The organism is Tardiphaga sp. 839_C3_N1_4 (assembly GCF_051811045.1).
Classification (GTDB): domain Bacteria; phylum Pseudomonadota; class Alphaproteobacteria; order Rhizobiales; family Xanthobacteraceae; genus Tardiphaga.
On record NZ_JBPWQD010000001.1, the window covers coordinates 217,454 to 243,606 of the forward strand.

The 26,153-nt window shown below is 59.9% G+C and carries 31 protein-coding genes; 24 read left to right on the forward strand and 7 right to left on the reverse strand.

The annotated features are described in order from the left end of the window. Positions 1 to 4: 4 nt before the first annotated feature. Positions 5 to 526 (forward strand): DnaT-like ssDNA-binding protein, encoded by a 522-nt coding sequence (locus tag AB8A38_RS01305; protein ID WP_439084667.1) that lies wholly within the window; start codon positions 5 to 7, stop codon positions 524 to 526. Between the two features lie 21 nt (positions 527 to 547). On the opposite strand, the gene AB8A38_RS01310 is transcribed toward AB8A38_RS01305, so the two are convergent. After that, the gene (locus AB8A38_RS01310; RefSeq protein ID WP_439084668.1) at positions 548 to 1,072 is read right to left on the reverse strand and encodes a hypothetical protein; all 525 of its coding nucleotides are present in this window, start codon (positions 1,070 to 1,072) and stop codon (positions 548 to 550) included. Between the two features lie 82 nt (positions 1,073 to 1,154). Here AB8A38_RS01310 and AB8A38_RS01315 point away from each other — a divergent pair, with 82 nt between their 5' ends. Further along, positions 1,155 to 1,511: a hypothetical protein gene (locus AB8A38_RS01315; protein ID WP_439084669.1), complete on the forward strand. Its 357-nt coding sequence runs from the start codon at positions 1,155 to 1,157 to the stop codon at positions 1,509 to 1,511. Positions 1,512 to 1,557: 46 nt separating this feature from the next. On the opposite strand, the gene AB8A38_RS01320 is transcribed toward AB8A38_RS01315, so the two are convergent. Further along, entirely contained in the window at positions 1,558 to 2,199 is a 642-nt protein-coding gene (locus AB8A38_RS01320) for a hypothetical protein (RefSeq protein ID WP_439084670.1), read from the reverse strand. A gap of 180 nt (positions 2,200 to 2,379) precedes the next feature. Between AB8A38_RS01320 and AB8A38_RS01325 the strand changes: the two genes are divergently transcribed. The 12 genes from AB8A38_RS01325 to AB8A38_RS01380 all read left to right on the forward strand — a co-directional run bounded on the left by AB8A38_RS01325 (position 2,380) and on the right by AB8A38_RS01380 (position 16,954). Further along, entirely contained in the window at positions 2,380 to 3,384 is a 1,005-nt protein-coding gene (locus AB8A38_RS01325; RefSeq protein ID WP_439084671.1) for a phage minor head protein, read from the forward strand. Continuing rightward, positions 3,384 to 3,848 carry an HK97 gp10 family phage protein gene (locus AB8A38_RS01330; protein ID WP_439084672.1) on the forward strand — a complete coding sequence of 155 codons (465 nt, stop codon included), beginning with the start codon at positions 3,384 to 3,386 and terminating at the stop codon, positions 3,846 to 3,848. The genes AB8A38_RS01325 and AB8A38_RS01330 overlap by 1 nt, the downstream gene beginning before the upstream one ends. Before the next feature lie 171 nt (positions 3,849 to 4,019). Continuing rightward, a complete protein-coding gene (locus AB8A38_RS01335; protein ID WP_439084673.1) occupies positions 4,020 to 4,460 on the forward strand; it encodes a phage tail terminator-like protein in 441 nt (146 codons plus the stop codon). 15 nt (positions 4,461 to 4,475) lie between these two features. Continuing rightward, positions 4,476 to 5,213: a hypothetical protein gene (locus AB8A38_RS01340; protein WP_439084674.1), complete on the forward strand. Its 738-nt coding sequence runs from the start codon at positions 4,476 to 4,478 to the stop codon at positions 5,211 to 5,213. A 7-nt stretch (positions 5,214 to 5,220) separates the two neighbouring features. Next, positions 5,221 to 5,532, forward strand: coding sequence for a hypothetical protein (locus tag AB8A38_RS01345; protein WP_439084675.1), 312 nt, complete (start codon positions 5,221 to 5,223; stop codon positions 5,530 to 5,532). 241 nt (positions 5,533 to 5,773) lie between these two features. Then, positions 5,774 to 8,059 (forward strand): hypothetical protein, encoded by a 2,286-nt coding sequence (locus AB8A38_RS01350; protein WP_439084676.1) that lies wholly within the window; start codon positions 5,774 to 5,776, stop codon positions 8,057 to 8,059. Continuing rightward, complete coding sequence (locus AB8A38_RS01355; RefSeq protein ID WP_439084677.1) at positions 8,052 to 8,411, forward strand: hypothetical protein; 360 nt, start codon at positions 8,052 to 8,054, stop codon at positions 8,409 to 8,411. Before AB8A38_RS01350 ends, AB8A38_RS01355 begins: the two co-directional genes overlap by 8 nt. A 2-nt stretch (positions 8,412 to 8,413) precedes the next feature. Next, complete coding sequence (locus AB8A38_RS01360) at positions 8,414 to 8,911, forward strand: DUF1833 family protein (protein ID WP_439084678.1); 498 nt, start codon at positions 8,414 to 8,416, stop codon at positions 8,909 to 8,911. After that, positions 8,911 to 9,309, forward strand: a complete 399-nt coding sequence (locus AB8A38_RS01365) for an NlpC/P60 family protein (protein WP_439084679.1) — start codon at positions 8,911 to 8,913, stop codon at positions 9,307 to 9,309. Before AB8A38_RS01360 ends, AB8A38_RS01365 begins: the two co-directional genes overlap by 1 nt. Further along, positions 9,306 to 13,115: a host specificity factor TipJ family phage tail protein gene (locus AB8A38_RS01370; protein WP_439084680.1), complete on the forward strand. Its 3,810-nt coding sequence runs from the start codon at positions 9,306 to 9,308 to the stop codon at positions 13,113 to 13,115. Before AB8A38_RS01365 ends, AB8A38_RS01370 begins: the two co-directional genes overlap by 4 nt. 27 nt (positions 13,116 to 13,142) lie before the next feature. Next, entirely contained in the window at positions 13,143 to 15,512 is a 2,370-nt protein-coding gene (locus AB8A38_RS01375) for a hypothetical protein (RefSeq protein WP_439084681.1), read from the forward strand. 50 nt (positions 15,513 to 15,562) lie between these two features. Then, positions 15,563 to 16,954, forward strand: coding sequence for a hypothetical protein (locus AB8A38_RS01380; RefSeq protein WP_439084682.1), 1,392 nt, complete (start codon positions 15,563 to 15,565; stop codon positions 16,952 to 16,954). 4 nt (positions 16,955 to 16,958) lie between these two features. Here AB8A38_RS01380 and AB8A38_RS01385 read toward each other — a convergent pair whose 3' ends face one another. Next, positions 16,959 to 17,915, reverse strand: coding sequence for a class I SAM-dependent methyltransferase (locus AB8A38_RS01385; protein WP_439084683.1), 957 nt, complete (start codon positions 17,913 to 17,915; stop codon positions 16,959 to 16,961). 95 nt (positions 17,916 to 18,010) lie between these two features. Between AB8A38_RS01385 and AB8A38_RS01390 the strand changes: the two genes are divergently transcribed. The 7 genes from AB8A38_RS01390 to AB8A38_RS01420 all read left to right on the forward strand — a co-directional run bounded on the left by AB8A38_RS01390 (position 18,011) and on the right by AB8A38_RS01420 (position 22,831). Beyond that, positions 18,011 to 18,772: an NlpC/P60 family protein gene (locus tag AB8A38_RS01390; protein ID WP_439084684.1), complete on the forward strand. Its 762-nt coding sequence runs from the start codon at positions 18,011 to 18,013 to the stop codon at positions 18,770 to 18,772. A gap of 498 nt (positions 18,773 to 19,270) precedes the next feature. Then, positions 19,271 to 19,780 (forward strand): hypothetical protein, encoded by a 510-nt coding sequence (locus tag AB8A38_RS01395; protein WP_439084685.1) that lies wholly within the window; start codon positions 19,271 to 19,273, stop codon positions 19,778 to 19,780. Positions 19,781 to 19,783: 3 nt separating this feature from the next. Beyond that, a complete protein-coding gene (locus AB8A38_RS01400) occupies positions 19,784 to 20,029 on the forward strand; it encodes a hypothetical protein (RefSeq protein WP_439084686.1) in 246 nt (81 codons plus the stop codon). Between the two features lie 186 nt (positions 20,030 to 20,215). Continuing rightward, the gene (locus AB8A38_RS01405; protein ID WP_439084687.1) at positions 20,216 to 20,572 is read left to right on the forward strand and encodes a hypothetical protein; all 357 of its coding nucleotides are present in this window, start codon (positions 20,216 to 20,218) and stop codon (positions 20,570 to 20,572) included. Between the two features lie 568 nt (positions 20,573 to 21,140). Continuing rightward, entirely contained in the window at positions 21,141 to 21,512 is a 372-nt protein-coding gene (locus tag AB8A38_RS01410; protein WP_439084688.1) for a hypothetical protein, read from the forward strand. Next, positions 21,478 to 21,762, forward strand: a complete 285-nt coding sequence (locus tag AB8A38_RS01415; protein ID WP_439088443.1) for a septal ring lytic transglycosylase RlpA family protein — start codon at positions 21,478 to 21,480, stop codon at positions 21,760 to 21,762. Before AB8A38_RS01410 ends, AB8A38_RS01415 begins: the two co-directional genes overlap by 35 nt. Before the next feature lie 820 nt (positions 21,763 to 22,582). Beyond that, positions 22,583 to 22,831, forward strand: a complete 249-nt coding sequence (locus AB8A38_RS01420) for a hypothetical protein (RefSeq protein ID WP_439084689.1) — start codon at positions 22,583 to 22,585, stop codon at positions 22,829 to 22,831. A gap of 192 nt (positions 22,832 to 23,023) precedes the next feature. Here AB8A38_RS01420 and AB8A38_RS01425 read toward each other — a convergent pair whose 3' ends face one another. The 3 genes from AB8A38_RS01425 to AB8A38_RS01435 form a co-directional block, all read right to left on the reverse strand. Then, positions 23,024 to 23,215 (reverse strand): hypothetical protein, encoded by a 192-nt coding sequence (locus AB8A38_RS01425; protein WP_315844431.1) that lies wholly within the window; start codon positions 23,213 to 23,215, stop codon positions 23,024 to 23,026. After that, positions 23,215 to 24,144, reverse strand: a complete 930-nt coding sequence (ligD, locus tag AB8A38_RS01430; protein WP_439084690.1) for a non-homologous end-joining DNA ligase — start codon at positions 24,142 to 24,144, stop codon at positions 23,215 to 23,217. The genes AB8A38_RS01425 and ligD overlap by 1 nt, the downstream gene beginning before the upstream one ends. A gap of 180 nt (positions 24,145 to 24,324) precedes the next feature. After that, on the reverse strand, positions 24,325 to 24,675 hold the full coding sequence (locus AB8A38_RS01435) for a hypothetical protein (protein ID WP_439084691.1): 351 nt from the start codon (positions 24,673 to 24,675) through the stop codon (positions 24,325 to 24,327). 134 nt (positions 24,676 to 24,809) lie between these two features. On the opposite strand from AB8A38_RS01435, the gene AB8A38_RS01440 reads away from it, so the two are divergent. Next, the gene (locus AB8A38_RS01440) at positions 24,810 to 25,052 is read left to right on the forward strand and encodes a hypothetical protein (protein ID WP_439084692.1); all 243 of its coding nucleotides are present in this window, start codon (positions 24,810 to 24,812) and stop codon (positions 25,050 to 25,052) included. Continuing rightward, positions 25,053 to 25,295 carry a ribbon-helix-helix domain-containing protein gene (locus tag AB8A38_RS01445; protein WP_439084693.1) on the forward strand — a complete coding sequence of 81 codons (243 nt, stop codon included), beginning with the start codon at positions 25,053 to 25,055 and terminating at the stop codon, positions 25,293 to 25,295. Positions 25,296 to 25,460: 165 nt separating this feature from the next. Here AB8A38_RS01445 and AB8A38_RS01450 read toward each other — a convergent pair whose 3' ends face one another. Next, positions 25,461 to 25,706 (reverse strand): hypothetical protein, encoded by a 246-nt coding sequence (locus tag AB8A38_RS01450; RefSeq protein ID WP_439084694.1) that lies wholly within the window; start codon positions 25,704 to 25,706, stop codon positions 25,461 to 25,463. Between the two features lie 161 nt (positions 25,707 to 25,867). Here AB8A38_RS01450 and AB8A38_RS01455 point away from each other — a divergent pair, with 161 nt between their 5' ends. Next, a complete protein-coding gene (locus AB8A38_RS01455; protein ID WP_439084695.1) occupies positions 25,868 to 26,083 on the forward strand; it encodes a hypothetical protein in 216 nt (71 codons plus the stop codon). Positions 26,084 to 26,153: the final 70 nt, after the last annotated feature.

Genomic DNA, 26,153 nt, shown 5'->3' on the forward strand with positions numbered 1-26,153 from the left:
CATCGTGGCACTGGTCGTCGAAGACGGCTCTGGCGTCGAGGGGGCAAACGCCTACCTCGACGCTGCCGATTTCAAGGCATACGCCGACGCGCGGGGCATGCCCTATGAAGGCAAGTCCGATGACGAGATCGAACAGGCTCTCATCCGCGCAACCGGTTGGCTGGACGCGACCTATCGCAGCCGTTGGCCGGGAGTTCGTCTGAATGGCCGGGCTCAAGCGCTCGCATGGCCGCGGTCAGACGCGGCCGACGCGGACGGTGAAGAAATTAGCGATGATGAAATCCCTCAGGAAGTTCTCGATGCGACTGCGGAAGCCGCGTTCCGGGAACTGACTGAACCGGGCTCGTTGTCGCCCGATCTTGAGCGGGGCGGCGCGATCCGCCGGCTGAAGGCCGGTTCGGTCGAGGTCGAGTATGCCACAACCGCATCGGCCAGAACCACGTTCACCACCATCGACGGGGTACTCGCCGGGCTGCTCATCGCAGAAACCTCGTCGGGATACACGGCAATGGCGGTGAGGGCGTGATATCTTGGCTTCCAGCGAACATCACGGTGGATTTAGCGCGCCGCCCATCATCTTAGTTTGATTGACGTTGCCAGTTGGATCTTTGGTGTAGCCAGACCGCTGGTCAAGGCCCTGTCGAATGTTCAACTCCTTGAGCTTCTCTGTATTTCTTTCAAATAGCGTTTTTTCATTTTGTGCGATCGATTGTCGGTAATCATATTGGGAGATCTTTGCCGGGAGCTTCGCGTTCCAAGTGTTTCGGAAGACTACGGCTTCTGACTGTAAGAAGGGCATACCCCCTGGGCAGAATGGTCCATGACAAGTAGGTCGGGGAGGCGGCGCAGGCGGGCCGCAATTAAGATCATCGCAGTGGGGCTTGACAGCAGTCGTCGTAAGATTCCCGACCTTCAACATGTTCTTGTAGATCGCAGACTGGCCGTTTGGGTTTGTTATGATGACAATGGTCTTCGAAAGGTCGATTTCGTTCGTTGGCAAAACGAAGTTCTGAGAATGGGCTGGCACTGAAACGCACGCGAAAGCTACTCCGGCAATGACGTATCTTTTCACTTTATTCTCCCCATAATACTGCAGCATTCTATGGGTGCAGTACTTCTGAACACAACCCCCTTGATCATGCTGGAATATTCTGATGGGTTCATTGCTCGCAGGCTCATTGGCCAAAACGATCGGTGAGGCGTTCAACGGCCTTTTCTTGCCGGCGTCGCTAGTGCGTGATTTGCCGCAGATAGGCGAAGACCCGGCTGACCCGCTGCCGCCCACGCAGGCGTCGTACCCTTGCAAGGCGATCGTTGAAGGCTACAGCGATTACTTCAAGGCCAACAATCTAGTGAATGCTAGTGATCGCAAGGTGCTGATCTTGGCCACGTCAATTGGTGTCAAGCCTGCCGCGGGAGACCGCGTCACGATCTCCGGCATCACCTTCACGCTTCAAGATGTGAGCACTGACCCTGCTGAGGCCGTCTGGACCTGCCGCGGAACGATGTAAAGCGCTCTTCGATATGATCGGACCAGATCTGATGCTCTACTTCAGATCAAGTTGAAATGAGGCCCCAATACTTGGTGCAGGGCGCGATTGCGGGTGGCAATGTTTGAAGCCCATTCCGCATTTTTACACAGTTCTCTCCTGAAAGAGAGCAATACTCTAAGTGAAAGCCTTTATCTTCTGGCCACTCCATCCCCAAACTACTCTGCCACTTCCCGACGATTATTTTATCGGCGTGACCGAATGCTGTCGTCGCCTTTTCAACGCTGGTTGCGTCAAACAGTGTAATCTTGTGGCCCGGAGGAATGATTGATCCGGTGGCTAGCCAATTCGATTCCAAGGCGACGTCATTACAATGTTCTCGATTGCTTGCGCCGCAGATTGCAGGAATCGAAGAAAGCCGGTCCGCGAGCAGAACGGCGCTAATAACATTGAAATTGTCGGTTTGATGCTGTGCGTCGCGTAAGCGTGGGGACCAAAAACGATCGCCTAAAAAGTAGCTGAAGGCTTTTATCTCAGCTGTTCCAGGGCCCAAATTCACAAGACCGATGCCGGCTTGCAAGATTTCAATTTTCAGGTGCGGCGCTTGTGAGAACTGTCGTTCACGACGGTCTAAGCACGCATTGTACATCGAAGAAGTCAACAGCGACGCTGATACAGCTAATGCGCACAGTGCAACGACCGCCGACATACCGGTGGCCGTAGCTGAAGCTATCGTAGCTTTCGTTGATGCGGGCCTTCGAACCTTTGCTTCGCGATCAGGGCTTGGTTGATGTTTTGGGACCGAATGATCGTTGGTTTCCTGTTTGTGATGGTCGTGAGAATGTGGAGTGCCGGGCACCATAGCCTCCGACTGGAATAGAGATAATCTGTGAAAACGTCGTTTGAGGATATCATCGAACATTGGGACGGACGATTGCGCAAGGCGTTTCTGGATGCAGTCCAGCTCATGCGTAATGGTGCCCAGATCGAGCAGATCGCTCGAATGTTGGATAAAGGCGATGTAGAGGGAGCGCTCCGAGCGGTTGGCCTTGATCCGAGCCAGTTCCGCGTTTTCGACAAGGCCATCGTGGATGCTTTCGAGGCCGGAGGCGCGGCAACCGCTTCGTCCATTCCGACCTATAAGGATGCACAGGGTTTTCGGGTGAAGATTCAATTCAACATCCGCAACCCGGCGGCGGAGGACTGGCTTCGAAACCACTCGGGCAACCTGATCCGCGAGGTCTTTGACGACCAGAATCAGATGATGCGCGACGTCATGGTTAGCGGGATGTCGAAAGGGACGAACCCGCGAACTGTTGCCCTGGATCTCGTCGGGCGCATCGGTGCCAACGGTGTAAGACAGGGTGGGCTGATTGGTCTGACCCGCTCTCAGATGCAGTGGGTCGTCAATTATGCCCACGAGCTCACCGATGACCCGCTGAAGTCTCTTACCCGGACCTTGAGAGACAAGCGTTTCGACAAGACGGTGAAGGCATACGCGGCACGCGACGAAGAAGTTCCGCTTCGGCTCGCGACGAAGATGCTGCGGGCTTACAACAACCGCGCGCTGCGCTATCGGGCAGAGACCATCGCGCGCAAGGAGGCGATCACAGCGCTGCACACGGCGCAGGAGCAGGCCATGCAGCAGGCGGTGCAGTCTGGCGCCATCGCGTCGAGCACAATCACCTATGCGTGGCGCACGGCGCGCGACAAGCGGGTCAGGGACACACACTTCTTCATGGACGGGCAACACAGGCCTTTCGGATTACCGTTCGTTACCGGTTCGGGAGCGCGACTGCGTTACCCCGGCGATCCAGCGGGGCCGGCCGCAGAAGTGATCAACTGCCGCTGCTGGCGTGAACCGAAGGTGGATTTCTTAGCCGGGATCAAATGATGTCTGTCGTCGAGAACGTCAATTTCGCGGCAACGGTCGACGATTGGGTGAAGGAGACTGAGGCGCGCATGCTCGCGGTATTCCGCGAGAGCACTCAGCGTGTCGTCTCTATGGCGGCGAATGGAGTGCCAATTGACACCGGCTTCGCGCGGGCATCCATTCGCGCATCAACCGAACAGATGCCGCCAATAAACGCGGGTGCTGTGCCGCCTCGACGGCGCCGAGAAGATGAGGAACGCGGCTCTTTGCACAGCGTGGATCTCGGCAGCGTCGTCCTGACGATCAATGGCGCCCAGCTCGGCGATACCGTCTATGCGGGCTGGACGGCCGCCTATGTGATTTATCTGGAATATGGCAGCTCGTTGCAGGCCCCAGCCGGTTTCGTTCGTCTCGCGGCCGCTCAATGGCAAGTCACGGTTGATCAGGTGACACAGGAGGCGAAGGGGAGAGCGGGTCGCTCTTAGCGTCGGCATCCTCAGCGGCCTTCAGGAGCCCATTCTGCAGCATCAGCAGCGCAAAGCGGGCGGATTCAAGCGCGGTGTTCGCACTCACCGTCCTGCCGGGCTCCGTCCCAAGCAACTGGCGTGCGGCGTCAAGTCGCTCATGAGCCTCGTTATCTGAAAGCGATTTAGGCAATGGCTGAACCCGTTGAGGTGGCGATCGATAAGGCGTTGATCGAACGTGCCAAAGCTTTCGCAGCGGCGCAATCTCCCGCTCTCACAATTTCGCTGCCAAACGTTGCGTTCACGCCGCCAGCTGAGAACCAGACTGCAAAATGGCTGCGCGCCACCTTCCTGCCGGCGCCGTCCTTTGAGGTCGGCATCGCCTTCAATGCGCATGTGCAACACTACGGCATCTTCCAGATCGACGTGTTCCACGGCATCGGCGCCGGGGAATATGCACCCGGACGCATTGCCTCGGACATCATCAAGTATTTCCCGCGCGGGCTGCGATTGGCTCAAGACGGCACGTCGACCCTGATCAATCGCGCCCCTTACCGCGGATCACTGCTGAAGGACGGATCATGGATCATGATTCCGATCAGCATCCCCTACCTGTGCTTTGCACGGCCATAACCCTGGAGAATATCAATGGCTGGAACTGACCTTTACCCGGTGGCGGGTGCCAAGCTGTATATCGGTGGCGTGCTGGCCACTAAGGCTGCGGACTTCGTTGCTGCCGATTTTGCCAGCCAGACGTGGACGCTCGTCGACGGTTGGGAGCAGGTCGGCGACATCGGCGACAGCGCCGCGCTGATCTCGACCGACCTCGTCAACCGCGGCCGCACCATTAAGCAGAAGGGCACGACCAATGCGGGCTCGATGCAGAACGTTTTTGCCATCCTGACGGGTGATGCCGGCCAGCAAGCCATGATCGCAGCGTCCAAGTCCAAGTCGAACTACGCCTTCAAGATCGATTGGGGTGACGCCCCCGCCGTCGACGCCGATCCGGTCACCGTCACCATCGCTTCGCCCGGCGTGTTCACCGACACCGCACACGGCTTTGTCGGCGGTGAAACGATCAGCTTCACCACCACGGGCGCGCTGCCGACTGGCCTGACCGCCGGCACCACCTATTACGTTCTCGCGTCCGGTCTGACCGCAAACTCCTACTCGGTCGCTGCTACGCCGGGCGGCGCCGCCATCGCCACCACCGGCAGCCAGAGCGGCGTGCATACCCGGACGACGGTGCCGACCAGCACGCTGAATTATTTCGTTGGCCTCGTCATGGGCGCAGCGAAGAGCAGCGGCACCGCCAACAACATCCGCAAGCTGAACCAGACGATCGAGGTCAACTCGAACATCGTCGAAGTTGCGGCCGCGGCATAGGTGATCGATGTCTGACGTTGAGATTGAACTGAACGGCAAGTTCGAAACCCTCCGCTGCACGCTGAAGGCCGGCAAGTTGGTCAACAGCGGGGGCGGCTTCGGTGAGGTGCTGCGCAAGCTGGCCGTCTTCGACATGGACGCCTATGTCCACGTCGTTGCGGCGGGCCTCGGGCGCAAGCCGGCGGACGTAGAGGAAGCCGTCTACAAGACCGGCCTCGTCGACCTCACCGAGAAGCTGTCCGAGTTCGTCATGCTGCTCGCCAACGGCGGGCGGCCTCTGGCGGCAGGCTCCGGAGACGGCGCCGCGGGGGAAGCGTAAGCCACGCGGAATATCACGCGTGGCTCGAAGAGATAGCCGCGGGCTGGCTCGGCTGGTCCGAGGAACAAGCTCTCAACACCTCGATGCCCTACATCGAGACCGCTTATCGCGGTCGCATGAAAATGCTGCAGGCCTGTTTCGGCGGGGGCGACGCTCCACCACCGGACGATAAGCCAAAGCCCACCGAGAAGATGACCCCAAAGTTGTTCGCCGCCATGTTCGGCGGGCGCAAAGGATAACCATGGCCGACGTTGCCCAGCTTGGCATTGCCGTAGATAGTTCTCAGGCGAAATCTGCCACGGGCGATCTGAAGGGCTTGGCCGCAGCTGCCAACTCGGCTGAGCAGGCCTCAAGCAAGCTCTCCCAGGCTGGTCAGAAGTCGGAGAGCGCCCTGCGTGCGATGGACGCTGCGGCAAAGCGCGCCGGGGTCTCCACGGAGGAAATGCAGCGGCGCACGGACGCGTTCAATGCCTCAACCGCGAGAATGGCCGTGGCATCGCAGTCCGCACAGAAGGCTATCGTCAATCTCTCAACGAGTGCAAAGCAGGCGGCAAACGACAACGCCGACCTTGGCAAGAAAACCGAGGCGACGACCAGCACCATGGATAAATTCGCGTTGCGATTTACGCGGGGGCTCATCGCTGGCGCGGCTTTGACCGGCATCAAGGAGGCTGCGCAGTTCGTCTGGAACCTGAATTCCGCGCTTGCTGCGACAGCGGACGTTGCTCAACGAACCAATGTAGGCGGGCAGCAGTTTCAGGGCCTGCAGACCGCGGCGGCTTACAAGGGCGTTGGAAGCGACGCATTCAATTCGGCGATGCTCGCATTCAATGGCCAGGTCGACCAAGCAAAACACGGACTTGGCGACCTCCAAACGCTGCTCCGGTCCAACGGCAAGACGGTAAGCGACACCGCCACCACGTTCGGTGTCGTTGCAGACATGGTCAAAAACGCTGGCTCTGAAGCGCAGAAGTTCAGCATCCTTCAGCAGGCCGGACTGCCGGCGACGCGTGAGTTCGCAAAGCTGATGGAGCAGGGCGCAGACTCGATCACAAAGCAGTCCCTCGCAGCTACGAAGCTCACCGACCAGCAGCTTGATGATGCTCGTCGTCTCGACGAACGATTCCAGCAGATGTGGGTCAATTTTTCCCAATGGGGGAAAAAGTCGGCGCTCGACGTCCAGACCGGCTTGAACAACCTGAACACGCCATTTGCCCATCAGGGGACGTGGCTCGGTGGCAAGCTCCAGGGTATGGGCTTTGACCGGCCCGAAGATCCCAACAGCGCGCGCAACCAGGGCCTCGGTCTACTTCGGCAGGGCATGGGCACGCAGCTCGGCCAGAACGCGGCCAACGGCATCTACAACGCGACGGGCGCGTTTGGGGCTGGCCCGACCGACAAGAAGACATTCGATCCCGCGTTGGCGAAGCAGCAGATTGCACTTGAGCAGCAGCGGCTGGGCCTATTGGCGCCGCTTGCTACCGCAGAAGATGTGGTCCGACAGAAGCAGCTCGAGATCAACGCAGCCGCGCTCAACAACGTCAGCATTTCCAGGCAGCAGGCGGATAGTCTCAAACTGATCGCACTTGCGCAGTTCGAGCAGTACCGGATCCAACAGCAGGCCTCCGTCGGCGTGTTCGATTTTGCCAAAGCGCAGAAGGCCGCGAACGACAACCTGCAGGCTCTAGTCGCGCAGAAGCTGCTCGATCCGAACAACGTCCAGCAGTGGGCGGCGGCTAACACGATGGCTGCAAAGAGCGTTGAACAGTTGCGTGACGCGGCTGCTGTGGCCGGGGCGCCGCTAGATGGCCTGCAGCGTCTCGCTAACGAGGCTGGGAGCGCTCGGACGCAACTGGACCAGTTCGCCACCACGTCGGTGAATGCAGTTTCGCCGGCGCTGACCGATATGCTCATGGGCACCACGTCGCTTGCCGACGGTTTCAAGAATTTGGGCAACACCATCGTCAGGGCTGCAACGGATGCTGTGATCAAGCTGACGATCATCAAGCCGCTTATCGACAGCCTGCAGTCCTCGCTGAGCGGTGGTGGTCTGATGAGCTTCTTGGGCATCGGTACCGGCACGGTGGCAAACGGGGGAATTATGTTAGGCGGGCCGAGCGGTCCGACGCCGTTCGCAGCAGCCAATGGCGGCACGTTCGGACCGGGCTGGGGCGTGGTTGGCGAGCGCGGGCCCGAGCTTATCAACGTTCACAGCCGCGGCGTCACGGTCGTTCCAAACCACATCTCTAAGCCATACCTGCCAGGTTTTGCCGACGGCGGAATGCTGAACTCAGCGGGCGGGGTCAAACGCCTGCCGTTCGGGCAGAACAACGCACCGGTGAGCGTTAACATCCACAATGCGCCCGCCGGCACGACGGCGACGGCAGACACACGCCGTGGCGACGACGGGTCCATCAACATCGAAGTCATGCTCGATGCGGCCAATGCCAAGAATTTGGCAAACCCGGGCAGCGCGTCAAGTCAAGTTCTAAGCCAACGCGGCAGATTGGTACGTCGCGGTGGTTGACGCATGGCCTGCCGAATTTCCCCAGGAACTTGAGCAGAATGGCTTCTCTGAAGGCGTCGGCGATGGCGTGCTTGAATATCAACCGGATCAGGGGCCATCCATCAGCCGCCGCCGCACGAGCGCCGTCATGCGGCCGCTCTCGGGGACCATGCAAATGAGTGCGGCCCAGATTGCAACACTTCGAACGTTCTTCGACACCACGCTCATGGGTGGGGCGCTGCCGTTTGAATTTCCCGACCAAATTCAGGACGGAACGTTGCTGGTCAAATTTCCGAAGGGGGCGGGGCCCTCCTGGTCAGCCCTGAGCGGTGAGCTGTACCGGGTACAGCTATCGATGATGGTGCTACCGTGAGAGTGCTGTCACTCAATTTGCGCGAAGCGTTGTTTGGCCAGGAGTCCGGCGAGGTGCCGATCTTCCTATTGGAGATCACGCACCCGGAGCTGCCAGAGCCAATCTTTCTTACTACAGACCCGACGACGCGGCTTGGTACCGATCCGCTGGCCTATGGCACGATTAGTCGGGGCAACACGTATCTGTACGCGGGCATCGAGGTGACTATTCCAGATGAGCAGGACAAGTCACCGCCAGCCTCGAAGCTGACGATCGCCAACGTCGGGCGTGACCTTGTGCCGCTCGCACGTTCCGTGAATTCACCCCCATCGGTGAAAATCGAAGCCGTACTGGCGTCTGACCCGGACGTGGTTGAGATGAACTGGCCGGCACTCGACATGTCCAACTTGACCTACGACGCCTCGACGTTGCAATTCGATCTGACTATGGATGCGCTGACCAGCGAGGCTTATCCAGCAGGCGAATTCCTGCCGTCGTTCTTTCCTGGTCTCTTCATCTAATGACCTTCGATCGTTTTGTCGGCCTCCCATACGCCGACAAGGGCAGGGGTCCGACATACGATTGCTGGGGCCTGCTGCTGGCTGTAATGCGCGAACTGCGCGGCATCGAGCTCCCGTCCTATTCCGATCGATATGTCACTGCTGAAGATCGCGAGGCTTTGGCGGCGCTGATAGCCGACGAACTCGACCCGTGGGACGAGATTATCGCCGGGCAAGAGCAGGCCTTCGACGCCGTCCTGATGCGTGAAGGGCGTTTCCCGCGCCATGTGGGCATCGTCACCGAGCCGGGCCGGCTGCTCCATGTGTCGGCCGGCGAGACCAGCATGATCGAACGCTATCGCGAAGGCCCGCTGAAGCATCGGGTCGTGGGCTTTTATCGGTATCGAGACCATGAATGAACGCTCTCATCAAAGCACCGCTGCACGGGGAGATCATCGCGCCCGAGGCGTCGGTGCGCGCGATCGGCAAGACGCATCCGTTGAACGGCGGACGCATAGAGTGCCACGTTCGCGCGGGTCTTTCGGTCACCGAAATCCTGATGGAGGCACTGGCCAGCCGCCCAGGTATGGTTCTCCGGAGGGATTTCATTGTCCACATTGACGGGCATGTAATCAAGGAGCGCCTCTGGTCGCGTGTTCGCGTCAAGGCGGGCGCTACACTGACCTTCACGTTGCGGCCTCAGAACGGCAACCTCCTGCGCTCCGTTCTGTCGCTCGTGGTGGTCGTCGCAGCGTTCGCCCTTGCGGGCCCTGCTGGCAGTTGGTTGGCAGGAACGGCGCTGGGGACATCTATCGGGCTGAGCGCATCGGTCGCCGGCGCGTTGGTATCCGGCGGCATTGTCTTGGCCGGGACAATGGCGCTCAATGCGCTATTCCCGACGCGGCCTTCAGATGCTGCAGCATCCCTTCCGGGCTCGCTGAACTCCATTCAGGGCGCGCAGAACCAGGCGAGCCCGTTCGGTCCGGTGCCCGTGGTGCTCGGCCGGCATCGGCAGGCGCCGTACTATGCAGCGAATACCTACACCGAGTTGCTGGGTGATGATCAGTATCTCCGGCTGCTGTTCGTCTGGGGCTACGGCCCGATGGAGGTCACAGACCTTCGTATTGGCGACACGCCGATCACGTCATTCGCAGATGTGGAAATCCAGCATCGTCCTGGCTATGCCGATGATCCTGTCATCGACCTCTATCCAGGCCCGCTCGATGAGCAGGTGCTGTCCATCGAGCTCAAAAGCGTCGAAGGTTGGCAAGTCCGCACCACGGCCGACGATACGGACGAGATTGCTGTAGATGTCGCTGCGCCGCAGGGCATCTACATCATCAATGCAAACACCGGAGAGCAGGACAATTACGGGGTCCTTATCTCGGCTCAATACAGCCTTGAAGGCCAGAACAACTGGGTAGGGATCGGCACCTTCAACATCACGCGGTCGACCAGCCCTGTGCGGCAAGGCATGCGCGTGGCAGTGCCGCGCGGCAAATACGACGTCCGGCTGCAGAAGGCGAGTGCCGACGCCAATAATGACAAGGTCAAGGATCAGGTGTTCTGGACTGTGCTGCGCAGCTTCCGCCGCGCGCCGCCGATCACCTTTCCGAAGCCGCTGTGTCTGACGGCCATCCGCGTCCGTGCAAGCGGGCAGCTGTCCGGCGTCATCAACTCGCTGAACGGCCTTTGTCAGTCACTGGTCCCCGCGTTCGATGGCGCGAACTGGAACGCCAACACCGCCTCGCAGTGGCCGTCCGATTTGTTTCGGCATGTGTTGCAGGGTCCGGCCAACGCGCGGCCCGTGCCGGACTCGCAGATCGATATCGGCAACCTGCAGGCATGGTGGTCCTACTGCGTCGCCAACGGGTTCAAATTCAACCAGGTGCTAAATTCGGTCGGATCGGTTTACGATAAACTGTGCGACATCGCCGCGGCTGGCCGGGCAGTGCCGACCTTCATCGACGGCAAGTGGGGCGTCATTTGGGACCGGCCCACCGACACGCCGGTGCAGCACTTCACACCGCGCAACTCGTGGGGGTTTCAGGGCCAACGCACCTATGCGCAGCAGCCGCATGGCTGGCGGGTCAACTTCATCAACGAGAATAACGGTTTCACGTCGGACGAGCGCATTGTCTATGACGACGGATATGATGCGAGCAACGCGACGCTGTTCGAGGGCCTGCAGTTTCCAGGCGTCACTGATCCCGCATTAGCCTGGAAGCACGGCCGCTTTCACATCGCTCAGAACCGGCTCCGGCCGGAGAAGATATCGCTCAACGTCGGCTGGGAGCATCTGGTCTGCACGCGCGGTGATCGCGTCCGCGTCACCCATGATGTGCTGCTGATCGGTCTGGCGTCAGGGCGAGTGAAGTCCGTCGACGGCCAGGTTGTGACCTTCGACGAGGTCCTGACGGTCGAAGCCGGCAAGACCTATGGCTTCCAGTTCCGCGTTCCGGAGGATGCGCGGTCGCTCAATCGATCGGTCGACCCGACGACGGGACCCGGGGAGTATTCAAGCCTGACGCTGGTTGGCGACCTGTCGCTGATCAAGCGCGGCACATTGTTCGGCTTTGGTGAGAGCGAGCAGGAATCGGCCGTCTACCGTGTGCAGGGCATCACGCATCAGAAGGATCTGATCGCAACCCTGACGCTGGTAGACGACGCCCCGGAAATCTCGCTCGCGGATAAAGGGGCGATACCCGACTACAACCCGAACGTCACGATCCCGCCGGACCCGTTTACGCTGGCCCCGCAGGACTTCCGTTATCTTGAGGCGGTCGACGGGCAGGGCAATTCGGTTCGCGCCATCATCCGCCTGTCGTGGACGGCGGCGCGGCGCGGCAAGATTGCCTCGTCCGAGGTGCAGATCGCGCGGGGCGACGCGGCATGGCAACCGCTGACCGTGCTGGCCTATCCGCAGTTCTCGGTGGATGTTCCGCTCGAAGCGCCCGGCCTCTGGAATTATCGCGTCCGGTTTATCTTCGACGACAACACCGTCTCCGGGTGGGCGACGCTCTCGAACCTGACGCTGCTCGGGCTTTCGGCGCCTGCGCCAGATGTGACGGTGATCCGCGGGGCGGTCTATGTCGACGATAATGGCTCGATCTCATGGGACGAGGTCGTCGATTACAGGCCACTGCGTTACGCCGTGCGGAAGGGCGACAGCTGGGAGGCCGGCCTTGAGCTCGGCACGGTGGCGCATCCACCATTCCCGGCACACGGCAACGGTCTCTATTGGGTCAAGGCCTATGTCGGCCCGGACCAGCAGCGGGCGTACAGTGTCAATGCTGCTGCGGTCGAAATCGTCGGCTCGTCTCTGGTCCGCAACGTCCTGGCGGTGCGGGACGAGCAGGCCGACGGCTGGAATGGTGTCTTCACGGGCACGGTGGCCAAGTCCGGCTCCCTGATCCGCACAGGCGGTTCAAGTGACTATCTCTCGATCGCGGACTTCCTCGCTGCGCAAGACGTCCTTAATGCCGGCGGGCAGGGCAACGGCACCTATGAGATCCACCCGTCCCGCTATGTGGACGCCGGCCGCGCAACGGCCTGCCGGGTCACCATCACATGGAAAGGCACCAGCCAGGTCGTCACCGACGATTATCTGGCCAACCCTGACATTCTCAGCAGCCCGGACATCCTGGCGACCGGCAACGGCGACTTGGTCCAGGTCTATCCAGAGGTCTCCGTTGCGCAAAACGACGTGGTGGGCGACGTGTTCGCGCTCGATCCCGTCGACAACCCCGGCAACGACATTTTTGCCGAACCGGACGTGTTCAGTTCTGACGTGTCGTTCGGCCCATGGGTGAAATATGAACCGGGCCTCTATGTCGGGCGGCACTTCCGCGCGCGGCTGGTGCTGAACACGCTGGACCCGCAAATCGTCGCAATAGCTCTGGCATTCACGATGACGGTCGACGTTCCAGATCGACTTGATACGTGGGCGCTTGTCGCGGGCGTCGGCACGTCACTGAACGGCATCACAGTGCCATCAACTGGGCTGGCGCTCGTCTTTGCATCGAATGGCAAGACGATTGCGGAGCCGTTCAACGGCGGGCCCAACACGGACTACCTGCCGGCGATCCAGATCACCAACACGTCGGGGTCGCTTTTCACCTTCGAGGTAACCAGCCTGACGAAGAACGGCTGCACCATCATCCCGCGCCTCGCCGGTACGCCGACCGACGCGCCCAAGACCAACATCACCATCCAGGGCTGGTGATCTTCTAGCCATCAAAGGACTGAACGAATGAAGGCTCTCCGCTTTCTGCGAGCGCTCCCGCTTGCGTTGCTGATGATCGCGCCCGCGCGCGCCGACCAAGGAACCATCGTCGGTCCCGTCGTGGGACCGAAGACGATGGCCGAGGTGATGACCACGATCAACGGCGCGCTGCTGGCGATCCAGTCGTGCAACTCGGGAACATCGGCGCCGGCCAACGGTCCAGGCGCCGCGCCCAAGGCGTTCCAGTGCTGGGCCGACACCAGTGCCTTGCCAGTCGTCACCTATAAGACCCATGACGGCACGTCGTGGGTGGCCTTTGGTCAGCTCAACACGTCCACCCATGTTTGGACGCCGTATCGCAATGGCGCGCTGATCGCTGCGGTGGCGACCAGCTCCAGCGCGGCCGACCTGACGACCGGCACGCTGCCGGCTGCGCGGTTGCCCGTTCCCACGGCGTCAACGCTTGGCGGCGTGCAGTCCAAGACCTGTTCGGCCTCGCAGTGGCTCAACGAGATTTCAACATCGGGCGTGCCGAACTGCGCCCAACCGAATTTCACCGATCTCGCGGGGACAGCGGCGGTCGCGCAATTGCCGGCGTTCTCTGGAATGTCCGCGGCAGCCGCGGCGGCCGACGCCGATACGTTCCCGACCAACCAGGGCGGGGGAAACCTTAAGCAGACGCTGGCCGCTATCAAGACGTGGATCAAAGCCTGGATCGTCAAGGCTGATGTCGGTCTCGGCAACGTCGACAACACCAGCGACGCCACGAAGTGGGCTTCCGCCAAGACATTCACTAACACGACCTTCAATTGCGGTTCGACGGGCAACGTCTGCACGGTACGGCTGGCGTCCGACATCACCGGATTCGGCACCGGCGTTGCGACCGCCCTCGGCGTCAACATCGGCTCGGCCGGCGCGCCTTTGCTGTTCAACGGCGCCGGCGGAACGCCATCATCGATGGTCGGGACCAATATCACCGGCACCGCCGCGGGCCTGACCGCCGGCAACGTCACCACCAACGCAAACATGACCGGCGACGTGACGTCGGTCGGCAACGTGACCACGCTGACGAATGCTCCCGTGATCGCGAAAGTGCTGACCGCGTTTGCTGCCGGCGCCGGCACCGTTTCGCCGTCAGACTCGATCCTGACGGCTTTTCAGAAGGTGGTGGGCAACATTGCGCTGAAGCTCAACGCAGCTAGCCCATCGATGACAGGGACGGCTGACGTCCAAGGAACACTGAAGCTCTCATCCTTCGTCACGTCGACGCAGCTGACGGCCAACCAAAACGACTACACGGCCACAGATGGCAGCAACACTTGCGCGACCAAGACCTCCCTGCGGATCTCGACCAATGCGTCCCGCAACGTCACGGGGCTGTCCTGCTCGCAGGCCGAGGGTGATATCCGGATCATCCATAATGTCGGCTCGTTCAATGCTGTCCTAACCAATCAGGACGCGGGTTCGACGGCCGCAAACCGCTTCCTCTTTGGCGGCGACATGACGCTCGCGGCCGACACGTCGGTGACCATCAAGTACGACGGCGTAGCTTCGCGCTGGCGGGCTATCACGACACCAGGCGCTGGGGGCGGCGGCGGCGGCGTCACCGGCGTGACGATCGCCGCCGGGCAGGGCGTCGGCCTCTCCGGCACCTGCGCTATCACCACGACCGGCACATGCACGGTTGCGGTCGGCGACAACATCCTGATCAATCCGGAATTCCGGATCAATCAGCGTGGATATGCATCGGCCGCCACTTTGGCGTCTGGCGCAAAGGGACACGACCGATGGAAGGCTGGCAGCAGCGGCGGCGATTATTCGTTCACGCAGTCGGCTGGTCCGACGCAGATCACCATCGCGGCCAACAAGACGCTGATGCAGGTCGTTGAAGACAAGAATGTTGAGGGCGGCACATACACTCTGAGCTGGACCGGAACGTGCCAGGCGCGCTTCGGCATCAATACGGCGACGCCTTCGGGCTCGTATTCGGCCGGGCCGGTGACGATCAGCGGACAGACCGGCGGCACGACCATGGCCGTTGAATTCGGCAATGGCGCAAGCAGCTGCACGCTCGGGAAAGTCAAGCTGGAAGCCGGCGCTGTGGCGTCGCCCTATCGGATGCGCAGCATCACTGCCGAACTCAGTGAGAGCTATCGATATTACTGGAAGCTGATCAACGGCAACGACGATGTCGCCGGCACTGTGCGGACAGGATCCGACGCAAACGTCATGATCCAGTATCCGGTCGTGATGCGCGCGAACCCGACAATCGCCTATGTCTGGGCAATCAGCGGGGCGACCACAAGCTCGGTGCGTGTCGGCACGCGATCATCCTGGCTCACCAGCGCCACGAACTCGGACTACATCGCATCGTTTACAGCCGAGTCTGAGCTGTGATCGCGCGCGGATCACATTAGCAATCTCCCACTGAACGAAGGACTTCCCCGATGAAAACTCGGTTGATGGCGCTCGCGATCGCGGGTGTGATTACGCTCTGGTATGCGCAACTCGCTCAAGCCGCGCAGGGCTCCGGCTGCCTACCCACGACAGGCACGGTCTCCGGCCTGACGATGACGCAGAAAATGAACGATGCCATCGCGGCATTGACGTCGTTCTTCTCGGGTGCTTCGCCGCCGTCGACTGATTGCTCTGCAGCTCCGGTCAAAGGGCAGGCCTGGCTCGACACCTCGGTGACGCCTAACGTCGAGAAGCGCTATGACGGTACCAATTGGGTCGTCGTCGGCTCCATCGACAGTGTGAACCACGTCTGGTCGCCGCCAGTCGGGGGCGGGACGTCTTCGATCACAGCCAACACCACGACCGACATCTGCGCATCTCCGTCCGCGCTGCAAACCATCACCGGAACGACGCCGATCACGTCGTTCGGCTCGGCCTGCGCGGTCGGCGTGCGCAAGACGCTGATCTTCAACAGCGCCACGCCGATCACCTATAACGCGACGTCCATGATCTTGCCGGCGCTACGGGATTACACGGCTTCTGCGGGGGATGCAGCCGAGGCGGTGTACCTTGGCAGCGGAAACTGGCGTGTCTTGACGGTCAACAGGATCGATGGCGGTGCCGTCACCAATCCGGCGGTCCCTCTGGGGACCGTGCTGCATGGTGATTTTGCGACCATTCCGGCCAAGACCGTCGTCGGTCAGGGACAGGCAATCGCACGGGCCAGTTTTCCTGACTACTTCGCGGCGATGACACGGTCGCAGACCGGGACGCTGACGTCGGGCAACAACACGATCACGTCCGTTCCCAATACCGCTGGCCTCGGCGCCGGCATGCCTATTGAAGGCGTTGGCATTCCATCGGGAACGACTATTGCCAGCGTCACGTCTTCGACCATCGTTATGTCGTCGCCCAATACCGCGACCGTAACGGGTTCGCAGACCGTGCGAACGATTATTCCTGGCTACGGCATCGGGGGAGACAGCACGACGATCGGTGTCAAAAATTGCCAAGGCGTGGCGATCGTAGGTCGGGATTCTGGAGCCTCACGATTGCCCGGTGCGAGCGTCTACAACACGCTGCTGGGCAGCGCCACCACGACGCTAAACACTATCAACCTGCCGCCCTACACGCCTTCGGGCTTGGTTTCGACGGGGTTTAGTTCGCCGCAGCAGTTCTATGGTGGCACGCAAGCCTCCAACATTCAGCAAGGTGCAGCTAGCTTCGTTCCGTTTGCTGCGGTGAGCGCGACGACGCTCGATCCGAATAACTGGGGTCTAAATTCCTCATTTTCAGGTTCCGCGCAAGGCGGCACGAGCACGCCATTTACTAACGTGCAGCCGACTTCCGTTGCTGAATGTGTAGTTGCGGTGCTGCCCTAAGCGGTCACGAGCCGAGCCGCGATATGAGAGCTGCCAGCCTGCGATGCAGCCCTCTCAGGATCTTCAGCGTCGTCGGGTATCGCTCCGTCTTGCGCTTGGTTTCTGTTTCTCGCTTGGCGATATAGACGGTGCCGATGCTTGTATCGGGGCAATGGCGCCGTTCGACAGCCCATCCACGTCGATTGAGGCTTTTACGGAAGTACGTTTCCGTGAAGCCAAGCTCCAGCCATCCGAAATTCCGGATAGCCCAAAGCGTTTGACCGTCCGATCTAATGCCCCACGGAGCATGGAAGGCGTCAGTGATCGGCTCAGCAGCAAACACCACTATGCCGCCGGGGTTGACCAGATCATCGAGTATATCAAGAAGGTCGTTGTGTCTGGCGCAATGGTGGAAGCACTCAAAGAAAAGGAGGGCATCAAACTTGCGCCCCAGATTCGCGGCGTCGAGGAAATCACCTTGAATTACTCGGAGGCTCAGAGACTTCCGACGTGCACGCTCTTCTATCAAAGCGACAAAATTCTTCTCAATCTCGATGCATGTGACATCATAGCCAGAACGTGCGAGCGCGATGCTCGTATTCCCCCAACCCGGTCCGAATTCGAGGACAGAAGATCCGGCCTTTAGCTCCATGCACTTGATGATGAATCCGATTCCCATCAAGTGATCGCCAATCACCTGCCAGCCTTGCGTCACGTAGGGGAATGGTACGTCGGCCGATGTGATGGGATCGAAGGACGTAACTTCGTTGGCGGTCGAATAGGTCTTACCGGCGATCTTTTCATAGATCGCGAACTGCTCGTTTCGATATTCGTCGCTGTCTGGATCTTCGGCCTTTGGCGCCGAAAATTCCATGCAGAACCCGTCAAACTCTTCACGCAGCTTGGCGTCCGAGATGCGCCGGGCGTCCTCCAGTCGCACAAGGTGTCGGTCAAGTTCGTCGAGATCTGCAATGACCTTCATCGCTTGGCGCCTCCGGTGCTCTGCTGAACACAGCCCGCGAAAGTGCGGGCCCTAGCCGAGCAATTACCACACCGCTCTTAAACAGGAAATCCACCATGACAATCGCCGCACTCGTTGCGTCCGGACCCTTGCGCGTGGGCGCAACGGGGCCGGCCGTGACAGCCGTACAGCTCGCTTTGCGCAACGCGGGGTACGACCTCGAAGCCGATGGCGGTTTCGGAACCATCACGCAGACGGCCTTGAAGGCCTTCGAGGCGAGCCACGGGCTGGCGCCAGATGGGGTGGTGGACGCGCCGACGGCTCAGGCGCTCGACAAGATTGCCCCGCCGCCGTCGGTGCTGAAGGTCGCGCCCTGGCTCTCGACGATGCGCGCCATCACCGGCACGAAAGAAGCCCCGTCCTCGAAGGACAACCCATTCATCATCGAGATGGCGCACGAGATCGTGCGGCGTTATCCGGACCTGAAGGGTAACGTCGGTTGGTACAATCACGACAGCATCCCGTGGTGCGGCCTGGGCATCGGTTACGTCTTCGCCGTGAATGGCATCAAGCCGGCCAGAGCACCGCTCTCAGCGCTCGCGTGGGCAACTTGGGGCCAGCGGCTCAAAGTGCCGACACCCGGCGCTGTGATGGTCTACAGCCGCACCGGCGGCGGCCACGTCACGCTCTATGAGTCCGAAGACGCGAATTATTACTACTGCCGCGGCGGCAACCAGTCCGACAGCGTGAATGTCACCAAGATCCCGAAGTCCCGCCCCATTGAGGCGATCCGCTGGCCCGCCGGCGTGCCGCTGCCGACTGCTGGCCGCAAGATGGGAGTTACCGGGCAGGCGGTGAAGGCGGGGTCGGAGGCTTGATTTCCGATTGGTCCTCAAGCATGGCGCGCGCCCGTTCCAAGATCCTGCGTGCGGCAGCTAGTTTGGCTACCTGTTCACCATTAGATCCGACGACCGTTGTTCCGTCTTTTGTGATCATGGCTCTCGTACTCATTGATACCAAATCGGCAGGTAGACGAGGCTGACGATCACAGCCGCGGCCGCAAGGGCCGCGAGGATCAAATCGTTCGTTTCTTCCCGATCATTTTCCGGCAGCCGCATCTGATCATCCTTTGAGCAGACAATCACGGCAGCCGCTTTGTGTTCCGCCGCGCGACTGCATCGCGCATCCTGTCGGTGGCCGAGCTATTTGACGATCGACGCGATGGCCTCGAATGAGATCCCGGTGAGCAGAACAGCCCCGTAAATCGCGATCATCGCTAGCTCAAGTTTTCTGCGCATTTGCATCTCTGATTTCCAGCGCAGTCCGTACCGCGCTCGGCGGCCTCCGAGCAAATTGAAACCCTCAAAGGTGAAACTATGAAGCGCTTTGTTCTGGCGGCCCTTGCGGCTGCCCTCTTTGTCGTGGCCGCACCGGCCGCATTTGCTGCCTCGATCGACATCGGCCAAGCCATCAACGGCAGCCTGCAGGAAATCGTCAACGGCGTCGTGACGGCTCTGATCGCCGGTTTGATCGGCTGGGTGGCCATTGTCGTGAAGAATAAGTTCAACATCGATATCGAGGCCAAGCACCGCGAGGCAATCACGGCCTTCGTTCAGCGGCAGGCCTCGAGCCTGATTGCGATGGGTGCCGTCAAGCTGGATGGCGTGAAGGTCGAGGTCCAGAACGCAGCTCTCGCCGACGCGGCCAACAAGGCCTTAGCCGCCATCCCGGACGCCTTGAAATTCTTCGGCATCACGCCGGCGTCGATTCAGCAGCGGATCATCGACATGTTGCCGAAGGAACCCGCGGTGGCACAGGCGCAGGCCGTGGCCATCGACGTGGCGAACCCGGCGACGCCGAGCACCGCCGATCCCTCCGGCGCCTGAGCCATGCTCGCGATCATCGCGGCCTGGGCCGCAAAGGAGGGCGTCGGGCTTGTGCTCGGCGCTCTCGCCAAACTCGCGCTCGATGCCTGGAATTCTTATCAGGCAAATCAGGCGCTACGGCAGGCGGGCGCCGCAGAGGCCGTCAACAAAGCGAACGTGGAAACGGTGGAGACCAAAGATGCGATGGAAGCTGTTCCTCGTCCTTCCGACGACAGCGTTGCTGACAGCCTGCGATCCGGGAAGTTCTGACGTTGTTGTCAAGATCGTGTGCCCGACGATCATGCAGTACGACGCCAAAACCCAGGAGCGGGCGCTGGCTGAGTATCAGGCACTCCCGGCAAGGTCAGCCCTCAGGCAATTCATCGGGGACTACAAGCGCCTCCGGGACCAGGTCACCGTCTGTCGGACGCGGTCGGCAACGTAGTGAGCATTGGAATGGAAAATGGCCTCGCATGGGCCGCCGTCGGTGCCGCGGCCGGTGTGGTGATGTGCTCAATCGGATTCGCCACGTTCTGGATGAGCATCCAGCGCCAGATCACTGAGGCGAAAACAGAGGCCAGCGCCGCCGGGCTGCGCGGCGTTCAGGCCAACCTGAAGATCGACACGATGCAAACCAGCCTCTCCGACTTCAAAGTCTATGCTGAAAAGGAATTCGTGAACCACGACGACCTGAAGGAACTAGTCGGCCGCCATGAGGCGCAGTTCGATAATCTGCGCGAGGACCTGAAGGGCATCACCACGCGCTTAGATCGGCTGCTTGAAAGCCGAATTCCCCCGGGAGCTCACGCCTAAACGAAACGGCCCAGCGGCGAGAATTCAACCGCCGGACCGCCTCGCCGAGCTCGGGTGCGGAATGATCCCGAGTCCGTCGATAGAAATTCAGGGAGGCTCGGCGGCGTTGAGTTGGGGACAGGGGAGACCGCCGAGCCAGGTCAACAGCCTCTGCAAAAGATGCTGACCGGCGAGAAAAGAGACAATTACGATTCTCGTTCCAGCAGGCCTGGCAAATGAAACGGCCCGACGCTCAACCGAATCCATGAGCGCCGGGCCTGCCTAGGGCGATCTGGAATCAATCCTCAGCCCGGAATTTCTGCATCACAACCAAAGGAAACTCAATGATCCGCCTGGTCTCGGCGTGCGTTTTGCTGTGCGCATTTTTCATTTCTCCAGCCTCTGCCTAGGACTTTCTCGATGGGTGGTCTCGATCAACGTCACCCTGACCAGGGAGGAAAGCCGTCAAGCTCGATGCGCTCTATCTGGGTTTCCTGAAGGAGGGAAAACCGGAAGCGGAAGCCGCGCGCCTGGCTCAAGAGAAGTTCGACGCTTTGAACATAAGCCGCTCCAAGGCAGACCAACACCCATGAACCGGTTTATCATCTTTGCGTTGCTGTTCCCGCCGATTGGGATGCTCGTCTTCCAAAGCCCCGACTTGGTCTCGAAAGGCATTCCTGCGAGCGAGGAGTGGTTGGCGTGGGTGATTTCATCGTACCCCATCGCAATCGTCCCGGCGTTGTTGATGGCGTGGGTAGACCAGGTACTGTCGAAGCAACCCCTCCACCCTTTGAAAACAACAGCAGTGGGAGGTCTGGCTTCCTTACTGGTTCTCGTCTTCCTAGGTGGACTTTCGGCGTTTTGGTCAAGTGTGATGGCCATTCTTTTGGGCGCAGTTCCAGCGGCGGTGTGTTCGTGGCTGTCGGATAAGCTGCACCGCCAGCCAGTACGGCGTCGGTGACGGCTACCATGGCAAGCGGACGGCTTCCGGCGAACGGTTCAACACCTACGCCTTGACGGCCGCGCACAAGACCAGGCGCTTCGGCAGCCACGTCACAGTCACGAACAAGGCCAACGGCCGCTCGGTGCGGGTGCGCATCAACGACCGGGGCCCATTCATCAAAGGTCGCTGCATCGATCTGTCTCGAGCAGCGGCCAATGCGATCGGCATGGGCGGTACCGCAAGAGTCACTGTCCAGGTAGCACAGTAGGCCGTCGGAGTGGCCTGAAGTTTGCACCTATGCGGCAGTGATTGACGCATGGAGCTCTACGATGTGGACAACATTGATGGTTTGCTTCGCTTGTTTTTTGATCGGGGGGGGTATGCGGGCCTCTGCTTTGGCTACTGTGCCGGCAGGGAAGTGATCCGAGAAGAAGTGCGACAGATGCTGAACGGGTCGGGGGCGATCGCAGATGGTCAACCACGTCCCTGATCATATTTGCGGCGGCAGTGCCTTCTCCGCAAAGTGAGCGAAGGCGAACGTGGCCCCTCCTTAATTTGCAAGCGACCTCATTCCGCTCGTAGGATCTCGGCAATCACCCTTATTCTGAAGATAGGTTTTCCGAACTCGTCCAGAACCTCAATGCTCTACTCAGGGATAACGGTAAGTTTGATAGCGATGTCCCGGGCAAAATCCGCCAGCACCGAAGCGGCCTCTTCGCGCGCGGCTGACTCGTCGATCAGGTTATCGGTCCGACGTGATCGATATTGGAAAATCCGCCCCCGATTTTGAAATAGAAGTCGGGCATCGTTTTGAAATAGCGAGCGGCCTATTTCGGCCAGTTCCGATTTGCTGGTAGCGCTCGGTGATCCGGTGGCCTTAGCGATTGGAAATTTAGGATTAATCCCGATGGGCTGATCGACAACACAAACGAGATAAATAACGATGCGACTAACCAAAGTCGAAATGAATACGGCGGAACCGGACGGCGTATCGAGCCGGAACCCGCATCAGAAAGCCGTCCGGTGTCATGTCCGGGCGGCTTTTTTGTTATTCGATCGGTCTATGGTGGCCGTCGGAGAAACTGCCTATGGCATCAACAACCTATTATGTCGCGCTTCCCTTCGCCCCGGGCCCCGATGGGCCGGTGCCCGGTGAACCTATCGAGTGTCAGTCAGCGCTTTCAGCCAAGGCCACTGCGCGAGCGCTCAGCCACACTTCCAAGTACGTCGGCGCCATAGCATTTCAACGGACTGGCGACTTTAATGAAGGTGAATACGGTGGCGCCGAGATCATCGAGCGGTATGGCAATGCGCCTAAAGACCTGTCCGCGCTTTAGTCCCGTTTAATTGGCCGGCACCAGCGATGGTGGCGGGCGTTTTTTTGCGACTATCCGGGAAGGACACCTCCACTGGTGTTCCGCTTCACCAGCGTTTTCATGTCTTTCAGCTCAGCCTCGGTCCAATCCCGACGAGGTCAGGCTGCTGCCGCCTTTTTCGCGGTCTTCTTCGCTTTCTTTGCCACGCGTTTCTTATAGTACGACCCTCAGGCGCCCATAGCCCTTCCGCAAGCGCTCCTGAGCGGCGACGACATCTTGATGGTCCAGAATCTCGAGCATGCGCGCGAGGGTGTCCAGCGAGTCGCGCGGTCCAGGTTGGATATAGTCGCGCAGCACAGCCTGAGCGTCTTCCACGGCCTTGTTGATGATGTCGATGTCGCGCATCACAAATCCTCCCGGAATCCCTTAAACACCGGATGGCGTAGCTTTCCTTCGGCCGATCTCGCCTTGTACTCTACCTCCGCCAATAGCGATGGCTTCACCCAGACGGCGTTAGGCTTCTTGATTTTCTGACTGTAGGCCTGAGCCTTCTGCACCAACGGTGCCAGGCGCTTGCGAACGTCGGTAACAGTGCCGGGGGTAAAGCCGTGATCGACTTTGCCGGCATAGATTAGTTGGTCGCCGTCCTGGCGGCCTACGTAGAGTCCGTCGAAGCGGTTATCCTTCAGAGAAAAGCCGACAATCTGCAGAGTTTCGCGCTGTCGGCATGTCATCTTGACCCAGGCGTCAGTCCGGTCGGATGTGTAACGGCTATCGCGCCGCTTCGAGACGACGCCTTCCAAGCCCATCTCGCACGCGGTCTTAAGCATGTGTGCGCCGTCGATATCGAAGCTCTGGCTGAGCAAAATATCGGTGCCCTTAAGCACCTTCTCTAACTCGGCCTTTCGCGTGACCAGCGGTGCTTTCCGCATGTCGTACCCGTTTAAATACAGGAGATCGAAGGCATACATCACAAGCAGGTCCGAGGGCCGGCCGGCGCGCAGCACTTTCTGCAGGACAGCAAAGTCTGTTGTCCCATCCTCCGCTGGCACAACGACTTCACCGTCGATGATTGCCGACTTAGTTTTCAGATGCCAAGCATTGGTCGCAATCTTCTTGAAACGATCAGTCCAGTCGTGGCCGCGGCGCGTGTAGATGTGAATGCCTTCGTTCGCGATGTGCAATTGCACGCGATAGCCGTCGAATTTTACTTCATGTATCCAGCGGTCACCCGACGGCACCTTGCCGATCGAAGATGCCAGCGCGGGCGCAATGAATCCCGGGAAGGCCGCTTTCACGCCACCTTCCGGGACTTTCGGTTTAGGATAGGGCATCTTACGGCCTAGGAGCTTCGGGTACTGCAGATGGTTGCGGCGCCGGATTTCTCAGCGTCTGCGGCGAGACGCATAGAATGCCTCGCTCCGCTTCGTCAGCGAGCAAACGGAGCAGGCGAGCCGTGTCCTGATCCTTTTCCGCCAGGGCTAGTCGACGATAACGGACGGCCCGGGGATTGGTCATGCGAGCCTCAAATTCAACTGTCGCTCGCGGCCGGCATGGCGGATGACGAAATCTTCAATAGTCGATGAGACATCTTCATGGGCAGCGTCGGCGAGGCGCCTGATCTCCCGAGCAATGTCTTCGGACACGTCGTCAGCCCAATGCTCGAATGTATTGAAGGCAACGACCCGCTGCGGATCATTGTACTGGCCGGACAAAAGGTCTTTGATCACGGTCTCTAGGTCGGTTTCCCCTGCGTCGGCCTCGCGCCACGCGCATCCAGATCGCTCAAAGCAGTCCAGGACGAGGTATACGTTCTGATCGCCGACAATCGGCACAATAGAGGGTGTCCACCGGGACTGACGCATACTGGAACTCCAACGCAACTGACGGCGGATTCAAGCTTGCTGCCGGTGATTCGTTCCGAAGATGCCGGGAACTAGTTGATAGAATTCTCGTTTTCAGTTCGCCGCGGTATTGCGGTGCTCGGGAGGCGACAAGAATGGCTACGAACAAACCGACGGGCGACAATGCTCGCAAAGGCGCCGTGAAAAAGCGCAGCCAGACCAAGACAACGATGGGCGGTGCCACTACCTGGACGAAGCGGGACAAGACTTCCGGCGAGTTCATGGCCGTCAAGAAGGCCAAGAAAGCTGCCCCGAAGAAGGCCGCTGCCGCAAAGAAGACCGCTAAAAAGACGACGGTGGCGAAGAAGTTTAAGGGGGTTAGGCGGGAGAAAAAGTAGGTGGCGAGCCCTAACGACTCGGCAACTCCTGTCCGTAAGCGGTCGGTCATGATTGACGGACACAAGACAAGCGTAAGTCTGGAGGATGAATTCTGGGATTCGATCAAGGAGATCGCTGCCGAGCGTGAACAGCGACTGACAGAGCTTATCAATGTCATCGCTGAAGGCCGCGATAGCGCAAACCTGTCGTCGGCTCTGCGAATTTTTGCGCTAAACCACTATAAGCAGACGCGAAAGCGATAAGCAGAGCAACGGTTGTTTGGCTTAGACGGAGGGCTCAGCCAAACAACCCAAAGGCCCATCCCAGGACACCGAATAGCGGAATTAAGGCTATCCCGATCAGTATCAGGGGCGCAGGCTCATTCCCGTCGTCATTCGGTTTGAAAAACTTCATGAGTAGTCCCCGCCTCAATCTGAAGGCCGACGGCCAGTATGTGAATTGAGTGGACCTTTGCGTTCGCGAAGCAGGCCTTCCGGGATGGGATCATCAGCGCCCGGTAACGGTTGGCTTCGGACATCAGCACCATGCTGAGCTGCCTCATGGGCCGTCGGGGCATCCTTCACTTGATAAGGTTGCTGCTTCCCCGCAGGAGAAATCGGGTCGTAGGTGCCGCTGCGCAGGTCGCGGCCGTCGGTATGCATGTCGTTTGCCATTAGAACCTCCTTTTCCAGGGCCCAATGATTAGCAGACGGTGTCGTTCCGCGGGCATCGATCATAGGCGCTACGAGACGGCCTGCGGCGTAACGCAGCACGGAGTGGCGGAACATCGTGTGAGCGGAAGGGTTCGATCTCTGATGCGAAACGAAAGAGTATAATGCCGACAGGTCAGTCAACGCCGCCACCGCGCGGAGCAGGGAAGTTCGCCGTCATCGCGGCGGTGATCGTCGGGATGATGATCATCGTGATTTTTGTCGGCATGAATATGCAGCACGCGCAGACTGCAAAGGAGCAGGAGGCGGGACAAGTGAAACCGGCCGATGCGCCTATGACTGAAAACGACCTTGGTAAATTGCCCGCGAAGCCGAATTAACTGCGGTTAGGATGTCCCATGCGGCAAAGGCCATATGTAATAGCTGCCGTATTTCTTCTTTTGGTGCTCG

Coding starts and splice junctions, on each gene's coding strand:
- AB8A38_RS01315 (WP_439084669.1), top strand. CDS start 1,155: ATGGGTTCATTGCTCGCAGGCTCATTGGCCAAAACGATCGGTGAGGCG.
- AB8A38_RS01320 (WP_439084670.1), bottom strand. CDS start 2,199: ATGTCGGCGGTCGTTGCACTGTGCGCATTAGCTGTATCAGCGTCGCTG.
- AB8A38_RS01330 (WP_439084672.1), top strand. CDS start 3,384: ATGTCTGTCGTCGAGAACGTCAATTTCGCGGCAACGGTCGACGATTGG.
- AB8A38_RS01335 (WP_439084673.1), top strand. CDS start 4,020: ATGGCTGAACCCGTTGAGGTGGCGATCGATAAGGCGTTGATCGAACGT.
- AB8A38_RS01340 (WP_439084674.1), top strand. CDS start 4,476: ATGGCTGGAACTGACCTTTACCCGGTGGCGGGTGCCAAGCTGTATATC.
- AB8A38_RS01345 (WP_439084675.1), top strand. CDS start 5,221: ATGTCTGACGTTGAGATTGAACTGAACGGCAAGTTCGAAACCCTCCGC.
- AB8A38_RS01350 (WP_439084676.1), top strand. CDS start 5,774: ATGGCCGACGTTGCCCAGCTTGGCATTGCCGTAGATAGTTCTCAGGCG.
- AB8A38_RS01365 (WP_439084679.1), top strand. CDS start 8,911: ATGACCTTCGATCGTTTTGTCGGCCTCCCATACGCCGACAAGGGCAGG.
- AB8A38_RS01370 (WP_439084680.1), top strand. CDS start 9,306: ATGAACGCTCTCATCAAAGCACCGCTGCACGGGGAGATCATCGCGCCC.
- AB8A38_RS01375 (WP_439084681.1), top strand. CDS start 13,143: ATGAAGGCTCTCCGCTTTCTGCGAGCGCTCCCGCTTGCGTTGCTGATG.
- AB8A38_RS01380 (WP_439084682.1), top strand. CDS start 15,563: ATGAAAACTCGGTTGATGGCGCTCGCGATCGCGGGTGTGATTACGCTC.
- AB8A38_RS01385 (WP_439084683.1), bottom strand. CDS start 17,915: ATGAAGGTCATTGCAGATCTCGACGAACTTGACCGACACCTTGTGCGA.
- AB8A38_RS01390 (WP_439084684.1), top strand. CDS start 18,011: ATGACAATCGCCGCACTCGTTGCGTCCGGACCCTTGCGCGTGGGCGCA.
- AB8A38_RS01395 (WP_439084685.1), top strand. CDS start 19,271: ATGAAGCGCTTTGTTCTGGCGGCCCTTGCGGCTGCCCTCTTTGTCGTG.
- AB8A38_RS01400 (WP_439084686.1), top strand. CDS start 19,784: ATGCTCGCGATCATCGCGGCCTGGGCCGCAAAGGAGGGCGTCGGGCTT.
- AB8A38_RS01405 (WP_439084687.1), top strand. CDS start 20,216: ATGGAAAATGGCCTCGCATGGGCCGCCGTCGGTGCCGCGGCCGGTGTG.
- AB8A38_RS01410 (WP_439084688.1), top strand. CDS start 21,141: ATGAACCGGTTTATCATCTTTGCGTTGCTGTTCCCGCCGATTGGGATG.
- AB8A38_RS01420 (WP_439084689.1), top strand. CDS start 22,583: ATGGCATCAACAACCTATTATGTCGCGCTTCCCTTCGCCCCGGGCCCC.
- AB8A38_RS01425 (WP_315844431.1), bottom strand. CDS start 23,215: ATGCGCGACATCGACATCATCAACAAGGCCGTGGAAGACGCTCAGGCT.
- ligD (WP_439084690.1), bottom strand. CDS start 24,144: ATGCCCTATCCTAAACCGAAAGTCCCGGAAGGTGGCGTGAAAGCGGCC.
- AB8A38_RS01435 (WP_439084691.1), bottom strand. CDS start 24,675: ATGCGTCAGTCCCGGTGGACACCCTCTATTGTGCCGATTGTCGGCGAT.
- AB8A38_RS01440 (WP_439084692.1), top strand. CDS start 24,810: ATGGCTACGAACAAACCGACGGGCGACAATGCTCGCAAAGGCGCCGTG.
- AB8A38_RS01450 (WP_439084694.1), bottom strand. CDS start 25,706: ATGGCAAACGACATGCATACCGACGGCCGCGACCTGCGCAGCGGCACC.
- AB8A38_RS01455 (WP_439084695.1), top strand. CDS start 25,868: ATGCCGACAGGTCAGTCAACGCCGCCACCGCGCGGAGCAGGGAAGTTC.